This is a genomic window from Actinomadura sp. WMMB 499, assembly GCF_008824145.1.
GTDB lineage: Bacteria > Actinomycetota > Actinomycetes > Streptosporangiales > Streptosporangiaceae > Spirillospora.
In genome coordinates this window covers 5767682-5792906 of sequence record NZ_CP044407.1, presented here as the reverse complement: position 1 = coordinate 5792906, position 25225 = coordinate 5767682, and the positions used below count along the sequence as shown (strand labels likewise).

Annotated in this window: 20 protein-coding genes, 1 other RNA gene and 1 pseudogene; 6 read left to right on the top strand and 16 right to left on the bottom strand. The window is 73.4% G+C overall.

Annotated elements, in window-relative coordinates; translation table 11 throughout:
• Positions 1 to 18: 18 nt before the first annotated feature.
• Both F7P10_RS26030 and F7P10_RS44620 read left to right on the top strand, forming a co-directional pair.
• A complete protein-coding gene (locus F7P10_RS26030; RefSeq protein ID WP_151013080.1) occupies positions 19 to 789 on the top strand; it encodes a class I SAM-dependent methyltransferase in 771 nt (256 codons plus the stop codon).
• The gene (locus F7P10_RS44620) at positions 786 to 2021 is read left to right on the top strand and encodes an acyltransferase (protein ID WP_254716023.1); all 1236 of its coding nucleotides are present in this window, start codon (positions 786 to 788) and stop codon (positions 2019 to 2021) included. The genes F7P10_RS26030 and F7P10_RS44620 overlap by 4 nt, the downstream gene beginning before the upstream one ends.
• 2182 nt (positions 2022 to 4203) lie before the next feature.
• On the opposite strand, the pseudogene F7P10_RS44615 reads toward F7P10_RS44620, so the two are convergent.
• The 10 genes and pseudogenes from F7P10_RS44615 to F7P10_RS25980 form a co-directional block, all read right to left on the bottom strand.
• Positions 4204 to 6075 (bottom strand): annotated as a pseudogene (locus F7P10_RS44615) (alpha-(1->3)-arabinofuranosyltransferase family protein); the annotation flags it as partial.
• Between the two features lie 181 nt (positions 6076 to 6256).
• Positions 6257 to 7489: a glycosyltransferase family 4 protein gene (locus F7P10_RS26015; protein WP_151013074.1), complete on the bottom strand. Its 1233-nt coding sequence runs from the start codon at positions 7487 to 7489 to the stop codon at positions 6257 to 6259.
• On the bottom strand, positions 7486 to 8358 hold the full coding sequence (locus F7P10_RS26010; RefSeq protein ID WP_151013072.1) for a glycosyltransferase: 873 nt from the start codon (positions 8356 to 8358) through the stop codon (positions 7486 to 7488). The genes F7P10_RS26015 and F7P10_RS26010 overlap by 4 nt, the downstream gene beginning before the upstream one ends.
• A 13-nt stretch (positions 8359 to 8371) precedes the next feature.
• Complete coding sequence (locus F7P10_RS45140) at positions 8372 to 8503, bottom strand: hypothetical protein (protein WP_267898580.1); 132 nt, start codon at positions 8501 to 8503, stop codon at positions 8372 to 8374.
• Complete coding sequence (locus F7P10_RS42680) at positions 8503 to 10212, bottom strand: hypothetical protein (protein WP_176611657.1); 1710 nt, start codon at positions 10210 to 10212, stop codon at positions 8503 to 8505. Before F7P10_RS42680 ends, F7P10_RS45140 begins: the two co-directional genes overlap by 1 nt.
• Before the next feature lie 10 nt (positions 10213 to 10222).
• Entirely contained in the window at positions 10223 to 12346 is a 2124-nt protein-coding gene (locus F7P10_RS26000) for an acyl-CoA dehydrogenase (RefSeq protein WP_151013070.1), read from the bottom strand.
• Between the two features lie 54 nt (positions 12347 to 12400).
• A complete protein-coding gene (locus F7P10_RS25995; RefSeq protein ID WP_151013068.1) occupies positions 12401 to 13507 on the bottom strand; it encodes a hypothetical protein in 1107 nt (368 codons plus the stop codon).
• A gap of 66 nt (positions 13508 to 13573) precedes the next feature.
• Positions 13574 to 14407, bottom strand: a complete 834-nt coding sequence (locus F7P10_RS25990) for an EI24 domain-containing protein (protein WP_151013066.1) — start codon at positions 14405 to 14407, stop codon at positions 13574 to 13576.
• Positions 14408 to 14417: 10 nt separating this feature from the next.
• Positions 14418 to 15272, bottom strand: a complete 855-nt coding sequence (locus F7P10_RS25985) for an SDR family NAD(P)-dependent oxidoreductase (protein ID WP_151013064.1) — start codon at positions 15270 to 15272, stop codon at positions 14418 to 14420.
• Between the two features lie 116 nt (positions 15273 to 15388).
• The gene (locus F7P10_RS25980) at positions 15389 to 15934 is read right to left on the bottom strand and encodes a TetR/AcrR family transcriptional regulator (protein WP_151013062.1); all 546 of its coding nucleotides are present in this window, start codon (positions 15932 to 15934) and stop codon (positions 15389 to 15391) included.
• Between the two features lie 89 nt (positions 15935 to 16023).
• Between F7P10_RS25980 and F7P10_RS25975 the strand changes: the two genes are divergently transcribed.
• Positions 16024 to 16719, top strand: coding sequence for an SDR family oxidoreductase (locus F7P10_RS25975; protein ID WP_151013060.1), 696 nt, complete (start codon positions 16024 to 16026; stop codon positions 16717 to 16719).
• 15 nt (positions 16720 to 16734) lie between these two features.
• Here the strand turns inward: F7P10_RS25975 and F7P10_RS25970 are convergent, their stop codons facing one another.
• The 3 genes from F7P10_RS25970 to F7P10_RS25960 all read right to left on the bottom strand — a co-directional run bounded on the left by F7P10_RS25970 (position 16735) and on the right by F7P10_RS25960 (position 19062).
• Positions 16735 to 17655: an intradiol ring-cleavage dioxygenase gene (locus F7P10_RS25970; protein WP_151013058.1), complete on the bottom strand. Its 921-nt coding sequence runs from the start codon at positions 17653 to 17655 to the stop codon at positions 16735 to 16737.
• 157 nt (positions 17656 to 17812) lie between these two features.
• A complete protein-coding gene (locus F7P10_RS25965; RefSeq protein WP_151013056.1) occupies positions 17813 to 18244 on the bottom strand; it encodes a DUF4345 domain-containing protein in 432 nt (143 codons plus the stop codon).
• A complete protein-coding gene (locus F7P10_RS25960; protein ID WP_151013054.1) occupies positions 18241 to 19062 on the bottom strand; it encodes an NmrA family NAD(P)-binding protein in 822 nt (273 codons plus the stop codon). The genes F7P10_RS25965 and F7P10_RS25960 overlap by 4 nt, the downstream gene beginning before the upstream one ends.
• Before the next feature lie 135 nt (positions 19063 to 19197).
• Here F7P10_RS25960 and F7P10_RS25955 point away from each other — a divergent pair, with 135 nt between their 5' ends.
• The 3 genes from F7P10_RS25955 to F7P10_RS25945 all read left to right on the top strand — a co-directional run bounded on the left by F7P10_RS25955 (position 19198) and on the right by F7P10_RS25945 (position 21842).
• The gene (locus F7P10_RS25955; RefSeq protein ID WP_151013052.1) at positions 19198 to 20232 is read left to right on the top strand and encodes an AraC family transcriptional regulator; all 1035 of its coding nucleotides are present in this window, start codon (positions 19198 to 19200) and stop codon (positions 20230 to 20232) included.
• A gap of 89 nt (positions 20233 to 20321) precedes the next feature.
• The gene (locus F7P10_RS25950) at positions 20322 to 21164 is read left to right on the top strand and encodes an AraC family transcriptional regulator (RefSeq protein WP_151013050.1); all 843 of its coding nucleotides are present in this window, start codon (positions 20322 to 20324) and stop codon (positions 21162 to 21164) included.
• A 66-nt stretch (positions 21165 to 21230) separates the two neighbouring features.
• Entirely contained in the window at positions 21231 to 21842 is a 612-nt protein-coding gene (locus tag F7P10_RS25945; protein ID WP_151013048.1) for a dihydrofolate reductase family protein, read from the top strand.
• Positions 21843 to 22166: 324 nt separating this feature from the next.
• Here the strand turns inward: F7P10_RS25945 and ssrA are convergent.
• The 3 genes from ssrA to smpB all read right to left on the bottom strand — a co-directional run bounded on the left by ssrA (position 22167) and on the right by smpB (position 25223).
• Positions 22167 to 22539, bottom strand: a transfer-messenger RNA (tmRNA) gene (gene ssrA, locus F7P10_RS25940).
• A 287-nt stretch (positions 22540 to 22826) separates the two neighbouring features.
• Positions 22827 to 24746: a penicillin-binding transpeptidase domain-containing protein gene (locus F7P10_RS25935; RefSeq protein ID WP_254716022.1), complete on the bottom strand. Its 1920-nt coding sequence runs from the start codon at positions 24744 to 24746 to the stop codon at positions 22827 to 22829.
• A 3-nt stretch (positions 24747 to 24749) separates the two neighbouring features.
• Complete coding sequence (smpB, locus tag F7P10_RS25930) at positions 24750 to 25223, bottom strand: SsrA-binding protein SmpB (RefSeq protein WP_151013047.1); 474 nt, start codon at positions 25221 to 25223, stop codon at positions 24750 to 24752.
• Positions 25224 to 25225 lie beyond the last annotated feature (2 nt).

The following is a 25225-nucleotide window of genomic DNA, read 5'->3' as shown; positions in this document are numbered from 1 at the left end:
CTCCGAGGCGAGGTGGCGATGGTCTCCGTGCGCCTGGACGCGGGCGCGAACCGCGCGACGCTGGCCCGTTCGGTGCGGCTGTTCAGCGCGTTCCGGCACGAGGGCGGCGCCCCCGAGCGGTTCTACGACCTGCTGGCACGTGACACGGTCGCCCAGCTCCGGGCGTACGCCGACCTGGACGGGGCGACGGTCGTCGACGTCGGGACGGGCTCGGGGTTCTTCGCCCGCGCCCTCGAGCGGGCGGGCGCCCACTGCGCGGGCGTCGATCCGGACGTCGGTGAGCTGAGCGCCCACGGCTCCCCGGGACCGAACACCGTTCTCGCCAGCGGGCTCGCCCTGCCGTTCCGGACGGGCGCCGCCGACGTGTGCTTCTCGTCGAACGTCCTGGAGCACGTCCCGCGGCCTTGGCGGATGGCCGGGGAGATGGTGCGGGTGACCCGGCCGGGCGGGACGGTGTACCTGTCGTTCACGAACTGGCTGTCGCCGTGGGGCGGGCACGAGACGTCCCCGTGGCACTACCTCGGCGGGCACCGGGCCGCGCGCTGGTACGAGCGGCGGCACGGCCGTCCGCCGAAGAACCGGTACGGCAGCAGCCTGCATCCGGTGTCGGTCGCGGGCGCGCTCGCGTGGGCGCGGAGGCGCGACGACGTGGACGTCCTGGACGTCCTGCCCCGCTACCACCCCGGCTGGGCGCGGGGCGTCGTCCGCGTGCCGGTGCTGCGGGAGGTCGCCACCTGGAACCTCGTGCTGGTCCTGCGGAAGCGAGCGGTGGCGGGAGGCGGCCCGTGACCACCGGTTTCTCCCGCCCGGACGGACGGGCGGCCGCCCGCCCCGTCCCGCCGCAGATCACCGGGTTCCAGGCGCCGCTGGAGGGCGTCCGCGCGATCGCGGCCCTGGCCGTCCTGCTGGTGCACGTGGCGGGCTCGGCGGGCACGATCACGCGGGGCGAGAACGCGGGCTGGCTGTTCAACGGCGGCAAGGTCGGTGTGGCGCTGTTCTTCGTGCTGTCCGGGCTGCTGCTGTACCGGCCGTGGGCGGCGGCGGCGCTGGACGGACGGCCTCCGCCCCGGGCGGGCGGGTACCTGCTCAAGCGCGCGCTGCGGATCCTGCCCGCGTACTGGGTCGTGGTCGTGATCTATATGGTCACGGCAGGGCGCGAGTACATCGGCGATCCGCTTTCGTGGGTGACGTTGCTGACGCTCGCGCAAACGTACGTGCCCGATCCTGCGTGGACATCGGTTCTCGGTCCCTCCCATCTCCTTCCGCTGTGGAGCCTCACAGTGGAGGTCGCCTGGTACATCACGCTGCCAGCCACGGCGGCCGTGCTGAGCTGGTGCGCCCGGCGCGCGCGCACGGGCGACGTGGGTGTCATCGCCAAACGGCTGCTGCTCGCGATCGGCGTGTACGGGGCACTGTCGTTTCCCTTCACCGCCTTCGCGTTCTTCCCGGAGCACAACGCGCACGCCGGCGTGTGGCTCCCCCGCTACTTCGTCTGGTTCGCGATCGGCATGGCCCTCGCCGTGGTGACGGTCTGGGCACGGCTGGACGAGCGGCGCCCCGTCGCGGCGCTGTGCCGGGCCGTCTCGGATTCGTGGGCGGCGTGCTGGACGGCGGCGGCGATGCTGTTCGTCGTCGGAGCCACGCCCGTCACGGGCCCTCTCACCCTCGCGGATCCCGACGGTTTCTGGACCGCGACGCTGCACCTCATCGTGCTCGGCGCGTGCGGGCTGGCGTTCGCGGCGCCCGTGGCCCTGGCGCCGCCGGGCCATCCGGCCATGGAACGCACGCTGGGCAATCCGGTGATGCGGTTCCTCGGCCGCGTCTCCTACGGGGTGTTCCTCTGGCAGATGATCATCATCGTCGCCTGGTACGAGGCGCTCGACCGCGCCTTCCGCGGGAACGTCCTGACGGATCTCCCGGTGCTGGCCGCGGCGTCCATTGCAGCGGGGGCGCTGAGCTTCTACCTGGTGGAACGTCCGATGCAGGCGGTGCGGCGCCGCTTCCGGGCGCGTCCCAGCTGACCGAGATCGGCCCCCGCCCGGAACCGCCGCCGGACGGGCGCGGCCGCCACAGCTCGATCGCCAGCCGGCCCACGATCACCAGCCCGAGGACCTGCGGCACGACGTCGCCGAGGGCGCCCGACGGGCTCGCGGGGTTGCCGAGCAGGTTCCAGCGGACGCCCACGGCGAGGCACGCCGTTCCCGCGACCATCGCGGCGGCCACCACCCACGGCGACGCGATCGCGCGCAGCGGGGCGGCGCGGCGCGTGCGGGCCCAGCCGCACACGGCGGCGACGGCGGTGGTCACGGCGGCGCCGGGCACGCCGCCGATCCACGCGCCGAGCACGGCGGCGAACGGGATCGCGGCCCAGACCGGCCAGCCGGGCCCGGCGGCGGGAACGGGCGCGGGGGCGCGGCCGCGCGGCGGGCGGCCGCGCCGGTGCCGCCGGACCGGCCGGACGGCGACGCCCAGCAGCAGGACGAGCAGGCCGAGCCCGCCCGCGACGGAGGCGAGCTGCGCCCGGTCCGGCAGGTAGGTCAGCTCGACGGTCCCCCGGGTCCCGGCCGGGACGATCCACCCCTGCTTCCACCCGTCGAGCCGGACGGGCCGCAGCTCGGTACCGCCCGCGGTGGCCCGCCAGCCCTCGTTGAAGTTCTCGTTCACGGTGAGGAACGACGCCGCGGCGGCGTCCACCCGCACCTCGCGGGAGCCCGCCTCCCAGCGCACGACCTCCACCGGCGCCGGTTTCGCCGCCTGCGGCGCGGCCTCCCGCGTTCCGGCGGTCCCGCCGCCCGCGATCACCGTCTCCACGCGGTAGGAGTCGAGCGGCACGGCGGTCAGCCGGTTCTCGCCCGCCTCCAGCGGCGCGGGATCGCAGGCCGCGAACCGGACGGGACGGCCCGCGAGCAGGTCGCCGAACGTGCCCGCGGCCTTCGTCTCCACGGTCGTCCCGCCGACCCGGAGCTTCGGTCCGAGCCCGCACGGCAGTTCGAGGTCGGCGCCGCGCACATCCGGCATCGGCCGCACGCCGGGGATCACCAGGTCGGTGAGCTGGATCGACCGCCCGCGGCCGCCGTCCAGGAACGTGACCTTGATCCGGTCGGTGGTCATCGGCGCGAACGAGAGCCGGCCCGCGCCGTCCGACAGGCCCTCGCGGCTCTCGCCGTCATCGCCCTCGATCCGGACCCGGACGGGCCCGGACGCGCCCGGCGGGCGCCGCAGCTCGATCGCCCCGACCTCGCCGGGCACCCCCCAGTCGACGGCGAACGCGGGCGCGCGGTCGTCCGGCTTCGCGATCCACGTCGTGGCGGGGTCGCCGTCGAACGCGGACCGGGCGCCGTTCGCGGGGTGGGCGGTGAGGGCCGAGGTCGCCTTGACGACCGGCTGCCCCTCCGCCTCGGTGTACTCGGCGACGAGGTCGCCGCTGGTCAGGACGGCCGTCCCGGTGAGCCGCACGTCGCGGGCGGTCGCGGAGGTGAACGTCCGGTCGAAGCCGTCGCCCTCCTCGCCGCGGACGCCGAGGTCCTCGGAGCACACCCAGCGCGCGCTCCCCCGCATGCACGCCGGCGTGCCGCCGGGCACGCGGCTCATCACGTACGTCGCGGGTTCGTCCGTCCGGCCCGGTGACGGCATCGTGTAGGTGCGGGTGGGTTTCACGCCGCCGACGGACAGTTCGGTGATGCCCGCGCGCGCGAATCCGGGCACGGCGGGCTCGGCGACCAGCCCGGCGATGCGCACGCGCACCCAGCGGGTCTCTCCCTCGGGCGCCCGGAGCGGCTGCGCGTCCGCCGTGCGCTCGACGTCCTGCTCGACGGTCCCGCGCTCGGTCTCGACGGCGACGCGCGCGACGGCCGGGCCGAGCGCCTCGTCCCGCAGGAACGCGGCCTCCAGGTCGCGCACGTCGCGCGGCCGGTCGAAGTCGACGCGGAGCCACTGCCCGACGGGCCCGTCGAACCCGCCGGTGCGCCAGGCGGAGAACGGGTCGCGGTCGAGCGCCGCGAACGGGGTGGCACCGGGCAGCCGGCCTTCGGGCGCCCCGTCCTCGCCGGACGCCGCCGACGACGCCGTCACGTCCCGGACGCCGCCGCCGTAGGTCACGTGCGTCGCGTACCGCTTCCAGCCGTCGTCCAGGACGTCGGACGCCTCGCCGCGGTGCCCGGCGGCGAGCGTGTGCGACGTCTGGTGCAGCTCGCCGAAGTTGCGCCGGACGAGCCGCGGCGAGTCGCTCACGACCGGGGTGCCGCCGAGGTCGGGCGCGTCACCGTTCAGCAGGACGGGCCCGTCCGGCAGCGCGCCGCCGTCGGCCATCGTCAGCAGCGACTCCGGGCCGCCGAGCACCCGGACGGGGTCGGCGGCGCCGGCCAGCGTCGCGACGGGCGCGGCGCCCGCGACCTCGTAGACCTCCAGCGCGGGGTAGAGCTGGTCGAGCGCCGAGACGGCGTCGTCCGCCGGGGTGTGGCCGACGGGCGGGCCGAACTCCGCGACCCTGCGCAGGCCCGGCGAACCGTCGAGCGCCTCGTGGACGCGGGCGGGGTGCCCGCCTTCGAGGCTCTCCCGCCGCAGGTCGTTGCGGACCAGGACGTACCGGACGCCCATCCGGCCGAGGAACTCGCTCAGCCCCGGCGACGGCTTGCCCGACCTGGCCTGCAGGTCGATCGCGTCGAGCGCGCGGGTGTAGCCGGGCGAGCCGGCCGGGACGAGCTGCCGCACGCCCCAGCGCGCGTCCAGCAGCGGCTGCACGATGTCGTCCATCGGGCGGCCCCACAGGTACTCGCCGAACGCCGCGCCGGGGACGGCGAGCACGCCCTGCCGTCCGGCGCGCTCGTTCAGCCAGGACGCCGCGTCCTGCCAGTAACCGGGCACCCGCTCGAAGCTCCCGGAGCCGGAAAGGCCCCGGGACGCACCGGTCAGGCCGATGCCACCGAGCGCGACCGCCGCGACCACGGGCAGGACGGCGGCGGCGCGGAACCGTCCGGCGAGGCCGCCCCGGCGCGGGTAGTCGATCTCCGGGTCCTCGTCCGGGCGCCGCCGCCGCAGCCATCGGGCGGCGGCGACGAGCGCGTGCGCGAGGCCGAGGGCGAGCGGCAGCCGGATCACCGCGTCGAACTTGTGCAGGTTCCGGAAGGGGGCGAGGGCTCCGTCGAGCAGCGCGCGGACGTCCCCGGCGAACAGGCCCGGCAGGTCGCTGAGGTGGCCCGCCGTCAGGATCGCGAGCCCGGACAGCAGCGTGAGCAGCAGGAACGTCCGTTCGGGCAGCAGCCGCCCGACGAGCCCGGCGAGCCCGAGCGCGGCGACGGCGCCGGTGCACAGCATCGCGAGCGGCGCCAGCGCGAGCCCGTACCCGACCGGCGACCAGATCTGGCCGTCCGCGACCAGGTAGTTCACCCAGCGCTCCGCGCCGCGCAGCACGTTGACGAGCCCGGTCGGACCGGCCGTCGTGGACGCCTTCTCGGTGTAGGTCAGCCACGAGAACCCGTACGTGCCGGTCAGCACCAGCGGGATCAGCCACCACGCGATCGCCGCCGCCACCGCCGCCGACCACCAGGCGGCCAGCCGGAACCGGAACGTGCCGCGCGGCCGGGTCAGCAGGTAGAGCGCCGGGACGATCAGGACCGCGAGGGTCGCGGTCGCGTTGATGCCGCCGCAGCAGGCGACGGCGATGCCCGAGCGGGCCGCCGCGCGCAGCCGTCCGGTGTCCCCGGCGATCGCGCTCACCAGCGGCAGCACGATCCAGGGGAGCATCGCGACCGGCATGTACTCCGACGAGATCAGCCCGAGCGTCGACAGCGCGTTCGGCGCGAGCGCGTACGCCATCGCGGCGAACGGGCGGGAGCGCGGGCCGCCGACGCCGAGCCGTCCGGCGAGCCGGAGCGTGCCGGTGAACGCCAGGCACATCAGCAGGGCGAGCCAGAGCCGCTGGGTGATCCAGGCCGGCATCCCGGCGAGGTCGCCGAGCGCGTAGAACGGGCCCATCGGGAACAGGTAGCCGACGGCCTGGTTCTGGAGCTGGCCGAACTGCTCGGGGCTCCACAGGTGGAGGGCGCCGCCGAGGAACCCCAGCGGATTCACCGCCATGTCGATCTTGGTGTCGGCGAGGATGAGGCCGGGCTTGGTGAAGAAGGCGAGCGCGGTCAGCGCGCAGCAGCACGCGACGGCCCGCAGCCGGTCGCGCAGCCGCGCCGCCGCCGCGTCGGCGTCCGCCGCGGTGTTCCGGTCCGGCGGCCGCTCCCCTGGCCGGAGGCCCGCGCGAGGCGGGTCAGCCTCTCCGACGGCCATCGTCCCGCCGATCCCCTTCCCCCGCGCCCGCTTCCGATGGACTCCCGCCCGCCGGGCCCTCGCCCGCCGGGCCCTCGCCCGTCGCGTCACCGTACCGGTGGACGGCCGCCGCGACGAGCGCCGCCAGCCGCGCGGTCGTCCGTTCCCAGTCGTACCGCGACGCCCACGCGCGGCAGGCGGCGCCGACGGCGGCGCGGCGGTCCGGGTCGTCGAGCTCCTTGAGGGCCCGCTCGACGACGTCGGGGAAGTCGCCGCCGGACGGGACGAGCCAGCCCGTCTCCCCGTCGCGGACGGCGTCGCGCAGCCCGTCGACGTCCGCGGCGACGGTCGGGACGCCGAGCCCGGCGGCCTCGATCACGCTGAGCCCCCAGCCCTCGCCCCGCGACGTCGACAGGTGCAGGTCGGCGCGGGCGACGAGGGCCGCCTTGACCTCCTCGGACACGTAGCCGTGCGGGACGACCACGCCGGTGAGGCCGCGCGCGGCGACGCCGGCGGCGAGCGCGGGCGCCTCCGGGCCGTCCCCGACGACGTGCAGGCGCAGGCCCGGACGGCGCTCGGCGAGGTGTCCCGCGAGGTCGAGGAGGAGACCGATCCGCTTGTGCGGGACGAGCCGGGTCACGCAGACGAGGTCGGGATCGCCCCGCGCCCCCGGGGCGTCCTCCAGGTCGGGGTCCGGGATCACGGATCCGTTGTGGACGACGTGGGCGGGACCGGTCCAGCCCAGGCGTTCACGGACGGCACGCAAAGTGGACGGTGAGACGACCACGAAAGCGTGCCGCCGGTACGTCCAGCGGCTCACGGGCCCCTCCAGCACACGGCCGACCCACGCCAGCCAGGGCGGGAAGTACAAGCCGAACTGGTCGTCGTGCACGTGGTGGACGACGCAGAACACCGGCACGCGTCGCGGCAAAGCCCACGGTGAGAAGAACGGGATGCCGTTCTGGCAGTCGATGACCGCGTCGAACGAACGGCGGTGCAGCAACAGCCACAGCAGGACGAGCGGGTACACGGTGAACCGTCCGCCGAGACGCACGAACGTGACGTCCTCGACCCGCTCTTTCCGCTTCTGCCCGCGCGCGCGGGCGGTGAGGTAGGTGACGCGGGAGCCGCGCAGGGCCATTCCCCGGGCGACCTCCCACGCGTAGCGTTCGGCGCCGCCCGCGGCCGGATGCCAGGGGTCACGCCAGTTGACGACCGCGAGCCGGGTGCTCATCCCCGCCCGAAGCCCGGCGCCGCATGTGAGGAGGAGGGCAAGCCCGTTTCCCGCGCCGTTTCCCGCACGGCGACCGCGCCCGGCGGCTCGCCGGGCGGCGCGGACGGCTGCTCCGGGACACGCACGTTCTCCTGGGGCCGGCCCGCGCGCGCCCGGATCAGGGCAAGGTCGATGAGGCAGCGCAGCGAGTGCCGCCGCACCGAGAACGTCGAACCGGGACGGTCGCGCCACACGACCGGGATCGCGGTGACCTCGGCGCCGCGCCGCACGCAGTGCGCGAGCAGCTCGACGTCGAACGAGAAACCGGCCGTGCGCAGGTCGGCGGCGGCGGCGCGGGCCAGCGGCCCGGCGAAGAACTTGAACCCGCACTGGGTGTCGGCGACGCCGCCCGCGAGGTCGCGCACGAGCCGGTTGAAGGTGACCGCGCCGAGCCTGCGGAACGGCAGGGCGTACGCCTGCACGATCGACCGGTCGTGCCGCCGCGACCCGACCACCACCGGACGCCCGTCCCGCAGCAGCTCGAGGACGTCGTCCAGCGCGGCGAGGTCGGTCGCCATGTCGGCGTCCATGAACCCCACCCAGGGTCCGCGCGTGGCGAGCAGCCCGGCGCGGACGGCCGCGCCCTTGCCCGGCCGGTCGCACCGGATCGTCCGCACGGGCACCGGCCCGCGCCACGAACGGGCGATCCCGGCCGTGCCGTCGGTGCTGCCGTTGTCGACGACGATCACCTCGGCGCGCACCGGCAGTCCGGCGAGCTTGTCGCACAGCAGGCGGAGGCCCGCCGGGAGCCGGCCGGCCTCGTTGCGGGCCGGGACGACGATCTCCAGCGGGACGGCCGTATGCGCGGGGCCCGCGCACCAGGTCCCCATGAGGCCGGGAGGGTCAGCGCTCGCCGTAGTTGTACAGCGGCTTGATGACCGGGTCCTCCTGCGAGGCGCTGGCGAGCTGCACGGCGCCCAGGGACGTGCCGGCGGCCAGCAGAGCTCCGACCACAATGGCGATGGCGATCCGCATCAGGGGGCCCTTCGTCGGGTACGGCGGGGTGAACGGGCGTTGATACTCCCGAGTAACGGGATGCTCAGGCTAGTACCTGGACTAACAATTGACCAGAAAACCCCCGCACTCGTGATGGCCCACGCCACCACCACGGGTGCCGCGGCGACCCGCTCGTCCACCCGCGCCACCGGCCCGCCGATCCGGTAGACGGCCAGGTCCGGGCCGCGCAGCACCGGCTCCGCGCCCGTCGGCCGGAACCGGTCGACCTCCGCGTCCACCACCACGTACCGGACGCCCGCCGCCCGCAGCGCCGCGGCGGGCGGGCTCCCGGCCGACGCCGCCGGGGCCAGCCGGACGGCGCGCGGATCCTCCGGGGCCACGCTCGTCCGTCCGACGGTGACCGCGTCGTTCACGATCACCCGCCGGTCCAGGTAGCGGGGCAGCGGGTCCAGGACGCGCCGCCCGTGGTTCCACGCGTAACTCCGGTACTGGGCCCACGGCAGGAGCAGCACGTCGCCCGCCGCAGGGTCGTCGTCGATGATCTGTCGCGCGCGCGCCCAGTCGTCCGGATACTGGACGGCTCGCAGTTCGCCTGCCGCGCCCCAAGCGAGCGTCGGCAGCAGCAGCACGGGAACCACCGCGACCCCCACGGGGACCAGCGGCAGCCGCTTCTCCGCGGCCCGGTCGGCGGCCATGCCCGCCCCGACCGCGACCACGACGGCGAGCGGGGCGGCGAACTGCTGGCCGTCCCGCAGCACCGCGAACCCCGACCACGCCCCGATCAGCCACGCGAGCACCGGCGCGGCGACCGCGCCCAGCGCCGCCACCGCGAACCCGGCCGCCCCCGCCGCCGCGATCCCGTTGCGCATGGTGGCGGGCCACGGCTCGTCCCGCGTCCACCTCCAGTACGCGGCGAGCGCGCCCACCACCGCGACCAGCCACAACGTCGCCGTCAGCGGTGCCCCGTACCCGTCCGGGACCGTCTCGCCGTTCCACACCCCGCCCAGTGCCAGGAGACTGCCGAGCGTCCCGAACGGGGTGTCCGCGCGGGCCGCGAACAGCCCGACGGCCGAGTCGTCCCCCGGCACGCCGCCCGGCCGCAGCAGCCCCGGCACCAGCCACGGCAGGCTCAGCAGCGCCGCCGCCGCGACCACCCGCCCCGCCGCCCGCCGCCCCGCGAACAGCGCGACCACCAGCGCGGCGAGCCCGGACACCGCCAGCGCCGCGAACCCGCCGACCGCCGCCGGGAGCAGCGCCCGCACCAGCCGCCGTCCCCCGCCGCGCTCCCCCGCGCGGGCCGCCGCCGCCAGCGCCCACGGCAGCGCCGCGTACCCGAGCAGCAGCGCCCACTGCCCCAGCAGCAGCCGCTCCGCGACGAACGGGTTCCACGCGTAGACCGCGCCCGCCGCGAGCCGGGGCACGAGCCGCTCGGACGGGACGAGCGACGCCGCCGACGCGCACGCCAGCACGAAGATCGCGAGCAGGATGAGCTTCTGCGCGACGTCCCCCGGCAGGACGCTGCCCAGCGCGACGGCGAACGCGTCGCTCGGGACGTGCCGCGGCACCGTCCCGGTCAGGCCGAACGTCATCGCGGTGAACGCCGGGTCCGGGACGAACACCATGTCGTAGGACAGGACGAACCCGGGCGCGAGCCCCGGCCCCACCACGATCACGCCGAGCACCAGCCCGGTCAGTGCGGCCGCGAGGTGCCGCGCGCGTCCCGTCATCGCCGGAAAGCTACCCGACCGGCTCGGGGTCGCGGGGCAGCCCGAGGATCCGCTCGCCGATCACGTTGAGGTTGACCTCGGTGGTGCCGCCGCCGATCGTCATCGCGCGGGACGCCAGCAGGTGCCGCGTCCAGCGGGCGCGCAGCTCCGACTTCCACCCGCCGGTCAGCGCGCCGTGCTCGCCGAGCAGCCCGAACCCGAACTCGGTGACGCGCTGCCCGTGCTCCATCGCGACCAGCTTCCGGACGTTCGCCGTCGCGCCGGGGTCCGTGCCCGATATCTGCTTGCGGGTCGCGCGGAGGCTCAGCAGGTCGAGCGCGTGCTCGTCGCAGACGAGGTCGCCCACGCCGTCCCGGACGACCGGGTCGCCGTCGAGGCCGAGGTCGCGGGCCAGCCGCAGCAGCTTCGGCACGTCGCCGCCGAGCTGGAACGACGTCGTCAGCCCGACCCGCTCGTTCGCGAGCGTGTTGCGGGCGACGCGCCACCCCTCGTTCACGGGGCCCACGACCAGGTCGTCCGGGACGAACACCCCGTCGAGGAACACCTCGTTGAAGACCGCGTCGCCCGTGGCCTCCCGCAGCGGGCGGACGTCGATGCCCGCGGACGCCATGTCGACGAGGAAGTACGTGATGCCGTCGTGCTTGCGCCGGTCCGGGTCCGTCCGGGCGAGGCAGATCGCCCACTGCGACTCGCGGGCCAGCGACGTCCAGATCTTCTGCCCGGTGATCCTCCAGCCGCCCTCGGCCCGCTCGGCGCGCGTCCGCAGCCCGGCGAGGTCGGAGCCCGCGCCCGGCTCGGAGAACAGCTGGCACCAGACGATCTCGCCGCGCAGCGTCGGCGGCAGGAACCGCTCCTTCTGCTCCTCGCTCCCGTACTGGACGAGCGACGGCACCACCCACGCGGCGATCATCAGCGGCACGGGCCGCACTCCCGCCGCCTTCAGCTCCTGCCGGACGACGATCTGCTCGACCGGCCCCGCGTCCCGTCCCCACGGCCTCGGCAGGTGTGGCGTCACCCAGCCGCCGGCGGCCATCGCGGCCCGCTGCTCCAGCGGCTCCAGCGCGGCCAGCGCGGCGACCTCTGCGCGCACCGCCTCCCGGAGATCGGCGGCCTCCTCGGGCAGGTCGATGTCCATCGGGCGCCGGGCACCGCTCAGCGCGCGCGCCGCCACCTCTGCCCTGTACTCGCTCGCTCTTCCCAGGATCGCCCGCAGCGTCAGGGCGCGCCTATAGAAAAGGTGGGCCTCATGCTCGTAGGTGTAGCCGATGCCCCCGTGCACCTGGATGTTGCCCTCGGCGCACTGGACGGCCGCGTCCGCCGCGAGCACACCGGCCACCGCGACCGCGTAACCGCGCTGCTCGTCCGGTTCGGTCAGCGCGCGCGCCGCGTCCCACACGGCGGCCCGCGCGCGCTCGAGCGCGATGAGCATCCGCGCGCACTTGTGCTTCACGGCCTGGAACTGTCCGATCGGGCGGCCGAACTGCTCGCGCAGCTTCGCGTACGCCACCGCCTCGTCGAGCGCCCGGCCCGCGACGCCGCACGCCTCCGCGCCGAACACCACGACCGCGAGGGCCCGCACGCCCGGGCCGTCCGTACTGTCCAGGAAGTGCGCCTCGCCGTCCACGGTGACCGCACTCGCGGGACGGCCCACGTCCAGCGACTCCAGCGGTTCGACCTCGCACGCGTCCCGCTCGACGACGGCCCAGCGATCGCCGGCCGGGAGCACGAACACCTCCGCGTCCTCCGCCCCCACGACCGGACGAACCGTGCCGGACACCCGCGAACCGTCCACCTGCAGACCACCCGACAGGCCGACCGCCCCGGTGCGCGAACCGTCCCGCAGGATCGCCGACGCGAGCACCGCGGGCGCGTACCGTCCCGGGCCCATCGCCCGGCCCAGCTCCTCGAGCACGACGGCCTGCTCCAGCAGGCCGAACCCCTGGCCGCCCGCGCTCTCCGGCAGGTGCAGGCCCGGCAGTCCCTGCTCGGCGAGCGCCTCCCAGAGCCCCGCGCCGGCGTGCCGCTCGAGCCCATCGCCCGCGTGCCGCTCGAGCCCATGCCTCGCGTGCCGCTCGACGAGCCCGCGCACCGACGCGGCGAACGCCGCGTGCTCCTCCGTCACTCCGATGGCCATGGCCGCACCTTCCGTCGTGGTGCGGCCACCCTATTAGAACGCCATTCGGTAGGGTCAGACGACCTTGAGGCTCGCCAGGAACCGGTTCAGGTCCGGCCACAGCTTCTTGTGCGTGTTCGGCAGCGACGCGAACACCACCGCCGGCGCGTCCCGTCCGGTGTCGATCACCGCCGTCGCGACGATCTCGCCCGTCGCGCGCACGCCCTGCCGCTCGTACGTCAGGTACGACGCGACCAGCCAGCCCTTGCGTCCGTCCACGTCCAGGGCCTGCGACGCCAGCGGCTTCTTGCCCTGCTGGAAGCCGTAGTACTGCGCGATGTATCCCTCCGCCGCGAGCCCGGCCACGTTCTTCACGCTCTCCGGACCGCTGTACGCGCTGTGCAGGCTCGGGATCAGCGTGCCGGTGAGCAGCTGCCCATACCACATCTGGTCACCGGCCCGCTCGGTCACCACGATCTGCTGACCCGACCAGCCGGGCGTGCCCAGCTTGTTCTCCTTGGTCGGCACCTGCCAGGGCGCGCCGAGCCGCGGGTACGACAGCCCCGACATCTCGTCGTTCACCCGGCCCAGCACCCGCGACGGCGTCCCCGCGAACGCCTCCAGCCGCGCGTCCGGCGGCATCGACGCCTGCGCGACCGACCGCTCGGCCGCGCCCGTCCGTCCGGCCTCGTCGGGCTTCTCCTCGCCGCCGCCCCTCAGGAAGTACACGCCGCCCGCCGCGATCAGCGCCGCCACCAGCAGCCCGACCCCGCCCCACAGCACCACCCGGGACCGGCCGCCGGTCTCCAGCGAGTCGCCGGACGCGCCGAGCTTCTCGTCCGCCGCGGCCTCGTCGGCCATCCAGTCCGGCATCTGCCAGTTGCCGCTGCTCGGCTTCCCGGACTTCACCGGCCGGTCCGACCCGGTCGGGACCGCCGGCACGTAGTTCGAGTCGCCCTCGCCGGGGTCGCTCCCGGCGGCGTCGTCCTCGAACAGCTCGCCCTCCCACTGCGGCGCGTCCGGTTCGGGTGCCACGCGCACATCGGAGACGTCCGCGGAAGCCTCGGCGGGCGGCCCTTCGGGCGACTCGGCGGGCGACTCGACCTTGCCCCACACGTCGTGCGAGGCGTCACTCTCGTTCAAACCGGTCCAGCGCGCATCGCGCTCCCCCTGATCGGACATGCGGCACACGTTACGCGAAGATCATCAAACGCGGCCCGGATGTAATCACGCGCAGGACACAGCTTGCTATCGGTCGTGTCCGGGCTGCCACTGCTCCGGCCGGAGCTCCGGCGCCTCCCGCCACTGCTCCACCCCGGGCCATTTGTCCGCGCCGAGCCGCTCCCGCGCCATCAGCGTCGCGCCCGCGACGGCGCCCGGCATCGCCAGCACCGCGCCCAGCGGCACGAGGAACAGGGCGAACGTCGCCACCCCGAACCCGATCACCAACGGACGGTTCGCCTTCATCCGGGCAAACCGCTCCTTGCGCAGGATCCCCCGCCGCTCCAGCGCGACCGACGACAGCTCGCCCGCCAGGAAGTAACCGGAAACACACGCCGCGACCACCGGCACGACCGTCTGCCCGATGCCCGGGATGAACCCGCACGCGAAGAAGACCACCGCGAAGCACAGCGCGACCAGCCCCAGCAGCAGCGCGTCCTTGATCGCCCGCCCGATCTGCGTCATCAGCGGGACGTCCGGCTCCGGCGGCGCGCCGCCCTGCGAGTCCTCGACCCGCACCACGATCGCCTCGTAGAAGGGGTCGCCGACCAGCAGCGTCACGGCGGTGAACGTCAGGATCGCGAGGAAGAGCGACGCGCCCAGCACCGCGATCCCCGCGATGACCCGCGTCGCCTTCCGCACCGTCTCGGACCAGTCGTCGGCGAACCACGTCACCCACGCGGCCACGTCGTCGAGGTGGAACGCGAGGAACCCGAGCGCCGTCCCGTAGACGGCGAGCACGATGAGGGCCGGGATGAGGCCGAACAGCCACTGCAGCGGATGCCGGGCGATCCACCCGATCCCCCGGAGCAGGTACCCGGCGCCGTTGAACAGGTCCTTGAAGCGCGACTGATGATCCACGCGCCCAAACCTACGGGAGCCCGACCAAGCGTGCCGAACGTTCCCAGACGTCCCGTGCCAGCTCCGGATCCCCCGGCCCCGGCAGCATCCCCGCGCCGGGCGTAGCGCTGTAGAACCCGCCGCTCCGCTCCGCGAACTCCTCGTCCGCCGCCAGCCGCAACGCCAGCCGCGCGCCCTGCTCGGGCGTCCGCACCACCGGGGTGCGCGACAGCAGCGATCCCAGCCGCCCCGTCCCCCGCGCCTCCCGCAGGAGGTCTGTCGCGACCGCCCCCGGGCACATCGCGTTCACCACCACCCCGCTGCCCTCCATCCGCCGCGCCAGCTCCCGCGCGAAGAGGATGTTGAGCAGCTTGCTCCGCCCGTACACGCGCAGCGACCCCGGCCTGCTGTACCCGCCGGGTTCCGCGAACCGCTCCACGTCCAGCCGTCCGGCGAACCGGTGCGCCTCGCTCGCCACGACCACCACCCGCGACGGCGCGGCCTTCTCCAGGTGCCCCAGCAGCAGGTTCGTCAGCAGGAACGGCCCCAGATGGTTGGTCGCGATCATCCGGTCGTACCCGTCGGCGCTGACCTTCGCCCGCATCTGGTGAACCCCGGCGTTGTTGACGAGCACCTGCACCCGGTCGAACCGCTCGCCCAGCGACGCGGCCACCCGCCGGACGTCCATCAGCACGGAGAGATCGGCCAGGAAGATCTCCACCCGGGCCTCCGGAACCTCCGCCGCCAGTTCCTCGACGGTCGCCCGCCCCCGCATCTCGTTGCGGCACACGATCCCCACCCGGAACCCCCGCCGCACCAGCCCGCGCGCGATCTCTTTCCCGATCCCCGATGTCCCCCCGGTCACGATCGCGATCTTGGTCTCCATGTCCCCACCCCACCACCCGCCCACCCCCCGGACAACCCCATCGTGATAGGCGGCCGGAGAAGTGTCCCGCGAGACCCCGGGCGGCGCTCACCGCGACCGGTGAAGTGCCGGGGCTCTCACGTGCGGGTGCGCAGGCCGTCGAGCACGAGGTCGAGCAGGTGCCGGGCGCGGGCGTCCCACTCGGCCTCCGTGAGCCGGGTCAGGAAGCCGATCAGCAGGATCACGTCTCGCGAGTCGACGTCGGCCCGGATCGTCCCGCCGGCCTTGCCCGCGTCGAGCAGGAGCGTCACGGCGTCGCCGATGGGCCCGAGGCTGTGCGCGGCGAGCTCCCCCCAGACCGCCGCCTCGAGCGCGGCGAACACCCCGCGCTTGACCCGCGCGTACTCGGCGACCCGTGCGAACCACCGCGCCAGCGCCTCAACGGGCTCGCGCTCGGCGACCAGCGCTTTCGCGTCCGCGACCAGGTCGTCGACCTCCCGCCGGTAGACCTCTACGAGCAGGTCCTCCCGGGTCGGGAAGTGCCGGTAGAGGGTGCCCTGCCCGACTCCGGCCGCCTTGGCGACCGCGTTGAGCCGCACCTCGCCCGAGTCCGCGATCAACGTTCGGGCGACCTCGATGATCCGGGCCCGGTTCTCCGTGGCGTCGGCTCGGCGTGGGGACATCGGTTCGCTCCAGGATCGATTCGCCTAAACGGACACGTGTCCGCTAATGTTCGAAGCGGACACGTGTCCACTTTAGCGAAGGAGCACCCATGCAGATCGTCGCCATCACCGGCGCGAGCAGCGGCATCGGCGAGGCCACCGCCCGCCTGCTCGCCGACCGCGGCGACGCCGTCGTCCTCGGCGCCCGCCGCACGGAACGCCTCGACGAACTCGCCGCGGACGTCCGGTCACGCGGCGGGCGCGCCATCACCTGCACCACGGACGTCACACGCCCGGACGACCTCGAACGGTTGGTCGCCCGCGCCGTCCACGAGTTCGGCCGCCTCGACGTGCTGGTCGCCAACGCCGGCATCGCCAGACTCGGGCCCATGTCCGATCTCGACGCCGACGGCTGGTCCGCGATGATCGACGTCAACCTCCGCGGCGTCCTCAACGGCATCGCCGCGGCGCTCCCGGTGTTCCGCCACCAGGGCCGCGGCCACCTCGTCACGACGGTATCGACCTCCGGTCTCAAGATCGTGCCCACCCAGGCGGTCTACGCCGGCACCAAGAACGCCGTCCGCACCCTCCTCGAAGGGCTCCGCCAGGAATCGACCGACGGCGTCCTGCGGACGACCTCGGTCTCCCCGGGCTACGTCCGCACCGAACTCACCGGGGACCCCGCGGGAATGCCCGGCTTCGCCATCGCGCCGGAGGCCGTCGCCCGCGCCATCGCCTTCGCCATCGACCAGCCCCACGACGTGGAGATCGGCGAGATCACGATCCGCCCCACCGCCCAGGGGTAGCGGTACGGCCGAAGTTCAGGACGGAACGCCCCCGGGCGGCGGACCACCGGACCGACCGCCGGGCGGTTGCCCGCCCGCCGGCTCCGTCCCGGTGTCGACACCGGCGGACAGCGCGACGGCGTACCCGCCGCCGACATCGCCCGTCACCGTGCCCATCTGCTTGGCACCACCGTCGTCCCCGAACACGTTGTCGCCGTCGAGCGTGACCTGCGCCAGGTTCTTGACCGACTGCTCGTAGCCGGACTGGGCGTAGACCGTGTCGCACACGTCCTTCGGCAAAGCCACCTGCGAGGTGGCGATCGCCTTCGTGGAGTCGGTGATGCTCGCCTGATCGGGATAGACCTCGAAGTGGATGTGCGGCCACCGCCCGGAATAGCAGGCAGGGAAGATGCTCGTGAACCTCACCTTGCCGTCGGCGTCGGCGATCTGGACACCGCGCAGGTAGTTCTCCTCCGTGACGCCCTCCGAGTACATGGAGTACCCGCCGTCGCGGTCGCAGTGCCAGACGTAGACGGCCACGCCCTCGAAGGGCACCCCGCCCCCGGCGAGGTCGGAGACGGTCAGTTCGAGCGTCATCGGTACCCCCTCGGCGGTCCCGCTCGCCGAACCGAAGCTCGACCGGATGTCGCTGCGGACGATGCCGCTCTGCTCCAGCACGTCCGGCCCGTTGGAACCGTCGCCCGGGTAGGGCCCCGCGGTCTCATCGGGGATCTCGCCGGTGCTCGCCGAGGCCGCGGACGACGCGTCGGGCGCCGCGGCGGAGCCGCCGTCGCCGCCGCACGCCGCCAGCCCCAGGCCCGCCGCCCCCAGGCCGAGCAGCCCGAGCATCCGCCGCCGGCTCACCAGGGTGCCGATGTCGAACCCGAGCCCCTGGTCGACGATCTCCTCGCCGGGGCGCGCGAGCGGCCGGCCCTCGAACTCCCGCCGTTCGTCCATGAACTCCTCCACTGCCGTGACATCAGGACGACACTCACCGTTCACGACGACGCTGAGAGCGGACTTGCCCCCGGATGAGTTTTCCCTTTGAGACCCGCCAAGGGGAACAGCCGCCCGCACGTTCGCGCAGGTCAGACATCCTGACGTCGTCCGCTCATCACGGCTCCGGCCGCCGGTGGGCGTCCTGGGGCGCCGTCCGGCCGCCACGGCGCACGAGCACAGAGCCGCAGGCCACAGCCAAGGCCAGCTCGACCGCCGCCGCCATCACCAGCCCGCTCCCCGGCATCCCGTCGATCGCCATCCCGAGAAGGCGGGAGAGCCCGTACGCGAGGTAGCACACGGCACCGACCCAGGCGGCGGCGACCGCGAACCGGGCGACGAACGCGCCCACCACAACGAACGCACCGGCGGCGAGCAGGACGCCGCCCGCCGCACGAGCCTCGCTCAGCAGTCCGGCGTCGGCAACGGCGTCGATGCCGTTCGCCTCGTGGAAGGCCGCCGGGACGGTCAGGCCCGCCGCGCCGACGACGAGGAGCACCAGCCCGGCGACGCACAGGACGGCCGAACGCGGATCCACCCGCGTGCTCATCGCCCCCACACTCCGGCGGACGCGGCGGCCTTGCAGAAGTCGGCGAAGTCTCGCGGCTCGCGGCCGAGCGCGTCCTGCAGCCCGTGGGCCAGATCGGCGTTGCGCCCGTCGAACACCTCGGCGCACAGATCGGTGAGCAGGTCCGCGTACCGGGGGCCGGCCTCCGAGGACAGAGCGGCGCGGAACTCCTCCGAGGAGACGGCGACGTACTCGACCGGGCGACCCGCGGCCGCCGAGATCTCGGCCGCCGCATCGGCGAAGGTCAGCAGCCGCGGCCCGGTGAGCTCGTAGCACCGGCCCGCGTGCCGGTCGTCGGTGAGGGCGGCCACGGCCACCTCGGCGATGTCGTCCACGTCGACGAACGGTTCGGCCACCTGACCGGCGGGCATGGCGATCACACCGCGCCGCACCGATTCCAGCAGCGGGCCCTCACTGAAGTTCTGGGCGAACCACCCGGCCCGGACGAGCGTGTAACTCAGACCGGACTCGCGGACGATCTGCTCGCAGCGTTGCGCGTTGCGTTCGCCCCGGCCCGAAAGCAGCACGAGGTGCCCGACACCAGAATCGACCGCGCACGAGGTCAGGGCCTCGATCCTCGCGGGAGCACCCGGTTCGGCGAGGTCGGGAGCATAGGCGACGTAGGCGGAGCCGACGCCGTCGAACACGGCCGGCCACGTGGACGGCCGCTCCCATGAGAACGGGGGGTCGGTGCGCCGCCCGGCCCGGCGGACCTCCTGACCGCCCTCCGCGAGCAGTCCGGCGACGCGCCGACCGGTTTTCCCGGTCGACCCGATAACGAGGATGGGACGAGATGACATGCGATGCTCCTTGATCCTGGACGACTGAACCCAGTCTCAAAGGCATGCACCGGACGAACAATCATCGTGGATCCGATCCTCTTTGCCGTTCGTCCAGACTGGCGGACGGATCGACCGAGGAGGCAGGATGGCGGCATGCCGACCGGTGCCCGACCGCTGCCCGCTCACACCGACCTTCTCGGGGAGGCCCTCCACCTCTTGCGGCTGACCGGCACGCTCTACTGCCGGGCCGAGCTGACCGCCCCCTGGGGAGTCGCCGTCCCGGCGCTACCGGGACTGATGACGCTCGTGGTCGTCACCACCGGACACTGCTGGCTCGACGTCGACGGCGCCGAACCCCGGCTCCTCCAGGCGGGCGGCCTGACACTCCTCCCGCACGGCGTGCCGCACCGTTTCCGGAGCGATCCGCACGCCGCCACCGAGGCGCTCTTCGACATCCCGGTCGAGCAGATCAGCGAACGGTACGAGATCATGCGGCACGGCGGAGGCGGCGAGGCCACGCAGGTCACCTACGGGGCGGTGCGCTTCGACCACGCCGCCGGAAACCGGCTCGTCGCCCAACTCCCCCCGGTCGTCCATCTCGACGCCTGGGACGACGAATGGCTGCACAGCGCACTGCGACTCATCTCCCGGGAGGCGCAGGCTCTGCGGCCGGGCGGGGAGACCGTCCTGACCCGGCTCGCCGACATCCTGGTCATCCAAGCGATCCGTTCCTGGCTGGACACGGCCCCGGAAGCACGCCAGGGCTGGCTGGCCGCCCTTCGCGACGGGCAGGTCGGCCGGGCGCTCACCGCCGTCCACCGGGCGCCCGGACGGGAGTGGAGCCTCACCTCGCTCGCACGCGAGGCCGGCATGTCCCGGTCGGCGTTCGCGGCACGCTTCACCGATCTCATCGGCGAACCCCCCATGCGTTACCTGACCCACTGGCGGATGCAGCTCGCCCGCAACCACTTGCAGCAGACGCGAGAGCCGCTCTCCGCAGTCGCCCGCCGCTTCGGCTACCACTCCGAAGCGGCGTTCTGCCGGGCGTTCAAACGCACCTTCGACATCTCCCCGGGGAGCGTCCGGCCCGCACCCCCACCGTCCGACAGCCACGCCGCCGCACCGCGCCCGCAGAGCCGTCATAGACAGGGGCAGCCGCGCGACCGAGTGGACCACCGCGTGCCCTGAGGGGTCACACGAGGAGACGGCCACCGTCCACAGCTCAGCAGGCGCTTCCTGCCCGGACGAACCGAGCCCTCGTCCGCCACACTGAGCCGATGGAGTACGTCGGCCGGGTGCCCGCCCCTCCGCTCGATCAGTTCATCGACGACATCTACTGCCTGACCGGAGTGCCGCGGCACCGCCGCATGAACGTGCCGCCGATGCCGTCGGCGCACCTGTTCGTCAACCTGGGCGGACCCGCCCGCCTGCGGGATTCCGACCCTTCGGTGCCGTCGGCACTGCTGACCGATGGGTGGTTCATGGGCGTCTGGACCAGGCGTTTTCTCGTCGAGTACCCCACGCTGGTACGGCTCGTCGGGGTGCATTTCAAGCCTTGGGGGATGGCGCCGTTCGTCGGCGTGCCGGTGACCGAACTACGGAACCGATGGGTGCCGGTCGACGCCGTCTGGCAACGCTCCGTAGACCGGATTCGCAACCAGGTGGCCGACACCGCCTCGGCCACCGAAGCGCTGCGGGCCTTGGAGGAGGAGCTGCGATCGCGGCTCGCCGCGGCTCCGCCGCGCGGTCTCGACCTGGTCCAGCACGCGGGCGGGCGGTTGGAGACCGCGCACGGCGCACTCTCGATCGGTGCGCTGAGCGATGCCGCCGGGGTGAGCGGCAACCACCTGGCCGCGCAGTTCAAGTCTCATGTCGGGGTCACCCCGAAGCGGATGGCGCGGATCTACCGCTTCGCGAGGCTGATCCTGTCCGTGGACGCCCTGCGTCCGGTCGACTGGTCGGACCTCGCCCATACGGCGGGCTACTTCGACCGAGCCCACTTCAGCAAAGAGTTCAAGGACTTCACCGGCCACACCCCGACGGAATACCTGGCCCTGCGGCGGAGGTGCCCCGCCGAGCAGGGGTTCCCGCCAGACGACGGTCCGATGCCCGCCGATTGATTTCTTACAAGCCCGGTCACCCCTCGGGGCGGCAAGATCGGAGGCGAGCAGACCGGAGGAGAACCCGTGGGCACAGTGATCATGCACAACGTGGCGTCGGTGGACGGCTTCATCGCCGACGCGCACGACGACGTCGGGCCGCTCCACGAGTGGTACTTCAGCGGGGACACCCCGATCACCGGAGGCGGCGACCGGCGGTACGACCATTCCGGGACCGGAACCGGCTTCAAGGTCTCACGTGCATCGGCGGAGTACGTCCGGTCGATGTGGGAGTCGATCGGCACGATCGTGATGGGCCGCACCCTGTTCGACCTGGTGAACGGCTGGGAGGGGCAACCGCCCGCGGGCGACCACGTGGTCGTGGTGTCCCACCGGCCGAAGCCCGAAGGCTGGCACCCCGAGGCCTCGTACCATTTCGTCGACGACGTGACGACCGCGATCGACAAGGCCCGGGAACTCGCCGGGCAGCGGATCGTCGCCGTGAACGCCGGCGACGTGGGCGGCCAGATCCTCGCGGCCGGGCTTGTCGACGAGGTCGCGATGGATGTGGTGCCGGTGGTGTTCGGGGCGGGCAAACGCTACTTCGGCAGCATTGACGGGCAGCTTCTACTGGAGGACCCCCACGTGGTCATCCAGGGAGACCGGGTACTGCACCTGAAATTCAAGGTCCGCCGCTAGGCCCCTGCCGAGCCAGAACACGAGCGGCCCAGCCGGACACGTTCCCGCTGGGCCGTAGGCACGGCGGATCCGACGGCGGCGCGGCCGTCTTCGCCCCCCGCCGAGCCGCCTGAAACCTGCCGCCCGGCATGCGGAGCGCATCACGTAGGCCATGGACGACACCATGGCGTCCGAGTGCCGCTCTTCAACAGCGCCCCCACCCAACGAGTGGCGGGGGCGTGGGGGCGGAGCCCCCACACCGGGGGGGTTTGGGGGGTCGTCCCCCCAATGAGGACCGGAGCGAGTGGGCGAAGTCGGCCGCAGGCCGACGAGCACACTTCTCCCGAGTGGAGGTGGCGGGAATCGAACCCGCGTCCTTCGATGATGAGTCAGGGCTTCTCCGGGTGCAGCCTGCTAGGCGGTTTCTCGGCCCCGGCGCTCACGCAGGCTAGTCGCCGACGGGCTCAGTCGCTGTTAGCTGTCCCTTACAGTCCCGCGACCGGGCTGCTAGGTGGAGTCTCCTGATGATGCCAGACCCCGGGGCGGAGACTCACCCGGGCTGACAGAGTTCGCTCCTCGCTCAGGCGGCGAGGGCGAACTCGGACTGCTTCTTGTTGGCAGTTATTGGTTTGCTGTCACAGGATTTACGAGGTCACGACAGCAACCCTCGACCCGCTTCTCCTGGCTCGATCGACCGAAGTCGAAGCCGGTCACCCCCATGTTGAGTTGTCAAAGCGACCCGCAGGCCGCACAGCTTGACGTTACTAGGTTAACGCGCCGGCGGGCAACGTGATTCCCGGTGGACGCGTGGAACCCGGGCGGGCGACGTGGCGCCCGCCCGGGTTCGACCGGCAGGGTCGGGCCGGTCCGGACGGCAGAGCCTCCCCCGAGACGAGGCTCTGGTCTCATCACGGCGACTGAGTCCGCAACCCCCAGCGGTTTCTCAGTCACCAGGGAAGACGCTCGGAAGGTGGGCTCAGGTTGCGGTCAGGACGTAAAGGTGTTTCAAAGTCGACCGAAGAAGGCTCCGGCGACCGCGGCGGCGTTGGTTTGGCCCTCGACGGCGACGGCGACGGCGACGTCGCCCCTGGAGCCGACGAACCACGAGACGTTCTTGGGCTTCCCGTCCTGGTCGTACCTGGTGAAGGAGGTGGCGCCGACGACGTCGCCGTCGACGTGGGCGCTCTGGGCCGTGCCGTTCTCCGCGCTGTTCTTCAGGACGGTCTTGATGTCGGCGACCGACTGGGGCGGGAGGATCTGGGGGGCCGCGCGCTGCTCGGGGTTGGTCACCGACTCGGGCTTGATGACGTACGGGGGCCGCCAGGTGCCGCTCTGCGCGGCGGCGGCGACCAGGGCCATCGAGAGAGGGCTGACCTCGACGCCGCCCTCACCGGTCATGGTGGCGGCCAGCTCGCCGGGGTTGCGGGGCTCCGGGATCGAGCCGGTGAACGCGGGCACCTCCAGGCCCCAGTTCTGCCCGATGCCGAAGCGGGCGGCCTCGGCCAGCAGGGTCTTGCCGTCGATCTTGCCGCTGAGCTGCGCGAGGGTGGTCTTGCAGGACAGGGCGAGGTGGTCGCTGAGTTCGCCGTCCCGGTATCCCCGCGTGCTGAAGTCCTTGCCGCCGACGTTCGCCTGCCCGGGGCAGGTCGACTCGGTGGTCGGGGAGACGCCGCCCCCGGAGAACAGCGCCCCGGTGGAGACGATCCCGAACGTCATGCCGGGCGGGTAGTGGCCCTCGAACGCGCGGTTCTCGCCCCCGGTGCCGTGGTTGGAGACCGCGAGCACCTCGCCGGTGCTGGGCCGGACGGCCACGAGGGACGCCGGGAACTGCAGGTTGTTCAGGGCCGTGTCGGCGGCGACCTGGACGCCCGGGTCGAGCGTCGTCCGGACCTCCTGCGGCTGCTCGCCGCGCCAGGTCTCCAGCGGCGAGGTGCGCTGCCCGTTCGGGTCCTGCGCGACGACGCTGACGGTCGGGGTGCCGGCCAGGCGGCGCTGCATGAGCAGCTGGAGGCCGCTGACGCCGATGGTGTCGCCGGGCTGGTAGGGGGCGCCGACCTCCTGGAGGCGGTCGGACGTCGCGGGCCCGAGGGTGCCGACGAGCTCGGGGGCGGCCTTCGGCGCGATCGGCAGGGTGACCTGGACGAACTGCAGGCCGGGGATGCCGCCGTGGAGCCGCTGGATCAGCGGGGTGTGCAGGCTGGTCTGCAGGGTCATCAGGGGCAGGAACTCCTGCGGCGGCGCCGACAGGACGCGACCGCGGAGGCGTTCGGCGTCGAGGCGGCGGCCGCCGTCCATCTCGGTCGCCTTCGCGAGCGCGTCCAGGGTCTTCTTCGGGTCCTTGAGCCGCCCCGGCGTGACCCCGACCTGGTACGCCTGGACGGGGTTCAGCAGCGAGTTGCCGTTGGTGTCGGTGATCAGCGCGCGCTCGGGGACCTCGCTGGTCACCGCGAGCCGCTGGCCCTGCTGCAGCTTCGGGTTGATGATCGACGGGCTCCAGACGACCTTCCACCGGCCGCCGACCCGTTTGAGGTCCATGTGGCCCTTGTAGTCCCAGGGCTTCCCGTTCTCGCCCAGGTCGACCTTCACGGAGAACGAGGCCTGCGCGGTCTCGCCGTCCTTGACGATCGCCTCGGCACCGGGGTCGGCGCCCTCCACGCCGATCGAGAGCCGCAGGGACGCGGCGTCCAGCTGCGAGCTCACCTTGCCGAGGGCGTCCGCGACCTGCTTCTCATCGGCGCCGACGGTGTTGCCCGCGGCGGCCTCGTAGTTGCCGACCGACCACGCGATCAGGAAGTCGCGGACGGCGGGCATCGCGGAGCGCTCGGCGAAGCAGCCGGTGGTCAGGGACGCGACGAGCACGCCGCAGCCGGCCAGCGAGATCGCCCGCCGGACGGGGCGCGTCCGGCCTCGATTGGTCTTCGACACCCTTCACCGTCTCCTGAACCGGGCCGCCTGAGCGCGCTGCATCTCCCGCTGGGCCTCCCGCTTGGCGATGGCCTGCCGCTTGTCGTAGGACTTCTTACCACGGCCCACGCCGATTTCGATCTTGGCCTTGCCGTCCTTGAAGTACAGCGACAGCGGGACGAGCGTCCAGCCGGGATCCGACGTCTTGTCGATGATCTTCTGGATCTCGCGCCGGTTCAGCAGCAGCTTCCGGCGGCGGCGCGGGGCGTGGTTCGTCCAGGTGCCCTGGGTGTACTCGGGGATGTGGACGTTCTCCAGCCACACCTCGCCGTCCCTGACCTGGGCGAAGCCGTCGACCAGGGAGGCGCGGCCCGCGCGGAGGGCTTTGACCTCGGTGCCCATCAGCACCATGCCCGCCTCCCAGGTGTCGTCGATGTGGTAGTCGTAGCGGGCCCGCTTGTTCTGGGCGATGAGCTTGCGCCCTGTGTCGCGTGACACGT

What these genes read in the sequence shown, in the direction of transcription:
- F7P10_RS26015 (WP_151013074.1), bottom strand. Translation starts at nt 7,489, where the DNA reads ATGAGCACCCGGCTCGCGGTCGTCAACTGGCGTGACCCCTGGCATCCG.
- F7P10_RS25950 (WP_151013050.1), top strand. Translation starts at nt 20,322, where the DNA reads ATGGAGTACGTCGGCCGGGTGCCCGCCCCTCCGCTCGATCAGTTCATC.
- F7P10_RS26030 (WP_151013080.1), top strand. Translation starts at nt 19, where the DNA reads ATGGTCTCCGTGCGCCTGGACGCGGGCGCGAACCGCGCGACGCTGGCC.
- F7P10_RS25970 (WP_151013058.1), bottom strand. Translation starts at nt 17,655, where the DNA reads ATGGACGAACGGCGGGAGTTCGAGGGCCGGCCGCTCGCGCGCCCCGGC.
- F7P10_RS25980 (WP_151013062.1), bottom strand. Translation starts at nt 15,934, where the DNA reads ATGTCCCCACGCCGAGCCGACGCCACGGAGAACCGGGCCCGGATCATC.
- F7P10_RS26010 (WP_151013072.1), bottom strand. Translation starts at nt 8,358, where the DNA reads ATGGGGACCTGGTGCGCGGGCCCCGCGCATACGGCCGTCCCGCTGGAG.
- F7P10_RS25995 (WP_151013068.1), bottom strand. Translation starts at nt 13,507, where the DNA reads ATGTCCGATCAGGGGGAGCGCGATGCGCGCTGGACCGGTTTGAACGAG.
- F7P10_RS25985 (WP_151013064.1), bottom strand. Translation starts at nt 15,272, where the DNA reads ATGGAGACCAAGATCGCGATCGTGACCGGGGGGACATCGGGGATCGGG.
- F7P10_RS42680 (WP_176611657.1), bottom strand. Translation starts at nt 10,212, where the DNA reads ATGACGGGACGCGCGCGGCACCTCGCGGCCGCACTGACCGGGCTGGTG.
- F7P10_RS25965 (WP_151013056.1), bottom strand. Translation starts at nt 18,244, where the DNA reads ATGAGCACGCGGGTGGATCCGCGTTCGGCCGTCCTGTGCGTCGCCGGG.
- F7P10_RS45140 (WP_267898580.1), bottom strand. Translation starts at nt 8,503, where the DNA reads ATGCGGATCGCCATCGCCATTGTGGTCGGAGCTCTGCTGGCCGCCGGC.
- F7P10_RS25975 (WP_151013060.1), top strand. Translation starts at nt 16,024, where the DNA reads ATGCAGATCGTCGCCATCACCGGCGCGAGCAGCGGCATCGGCGAGGCC.
- F7P10_RS26000 (WP_151013070.1), bottom strand. Translation starts at nt 12,346, where the DNA reads ATGGCCATCGGAGTGACGGAGGAGCACGCGGCGTTCGCCGCGTCGGTG.
- F7P10_RS25960 (WP_151013054.1), bottom strand. Translation starts at nt 19,062, where the DNA reads ATGTCATCTCGTCCCATCCTCGTTATCGGGTCGACCGGGAAAACCGGT.
- F7P10_RS25955 (WP_151013052.1), top strand. Translation starts at nt 19,198, where the DNA reads ATGCCGACCGGTGCCCGACCGCTGCCCGCTCACACCGACCTTCTCGGG.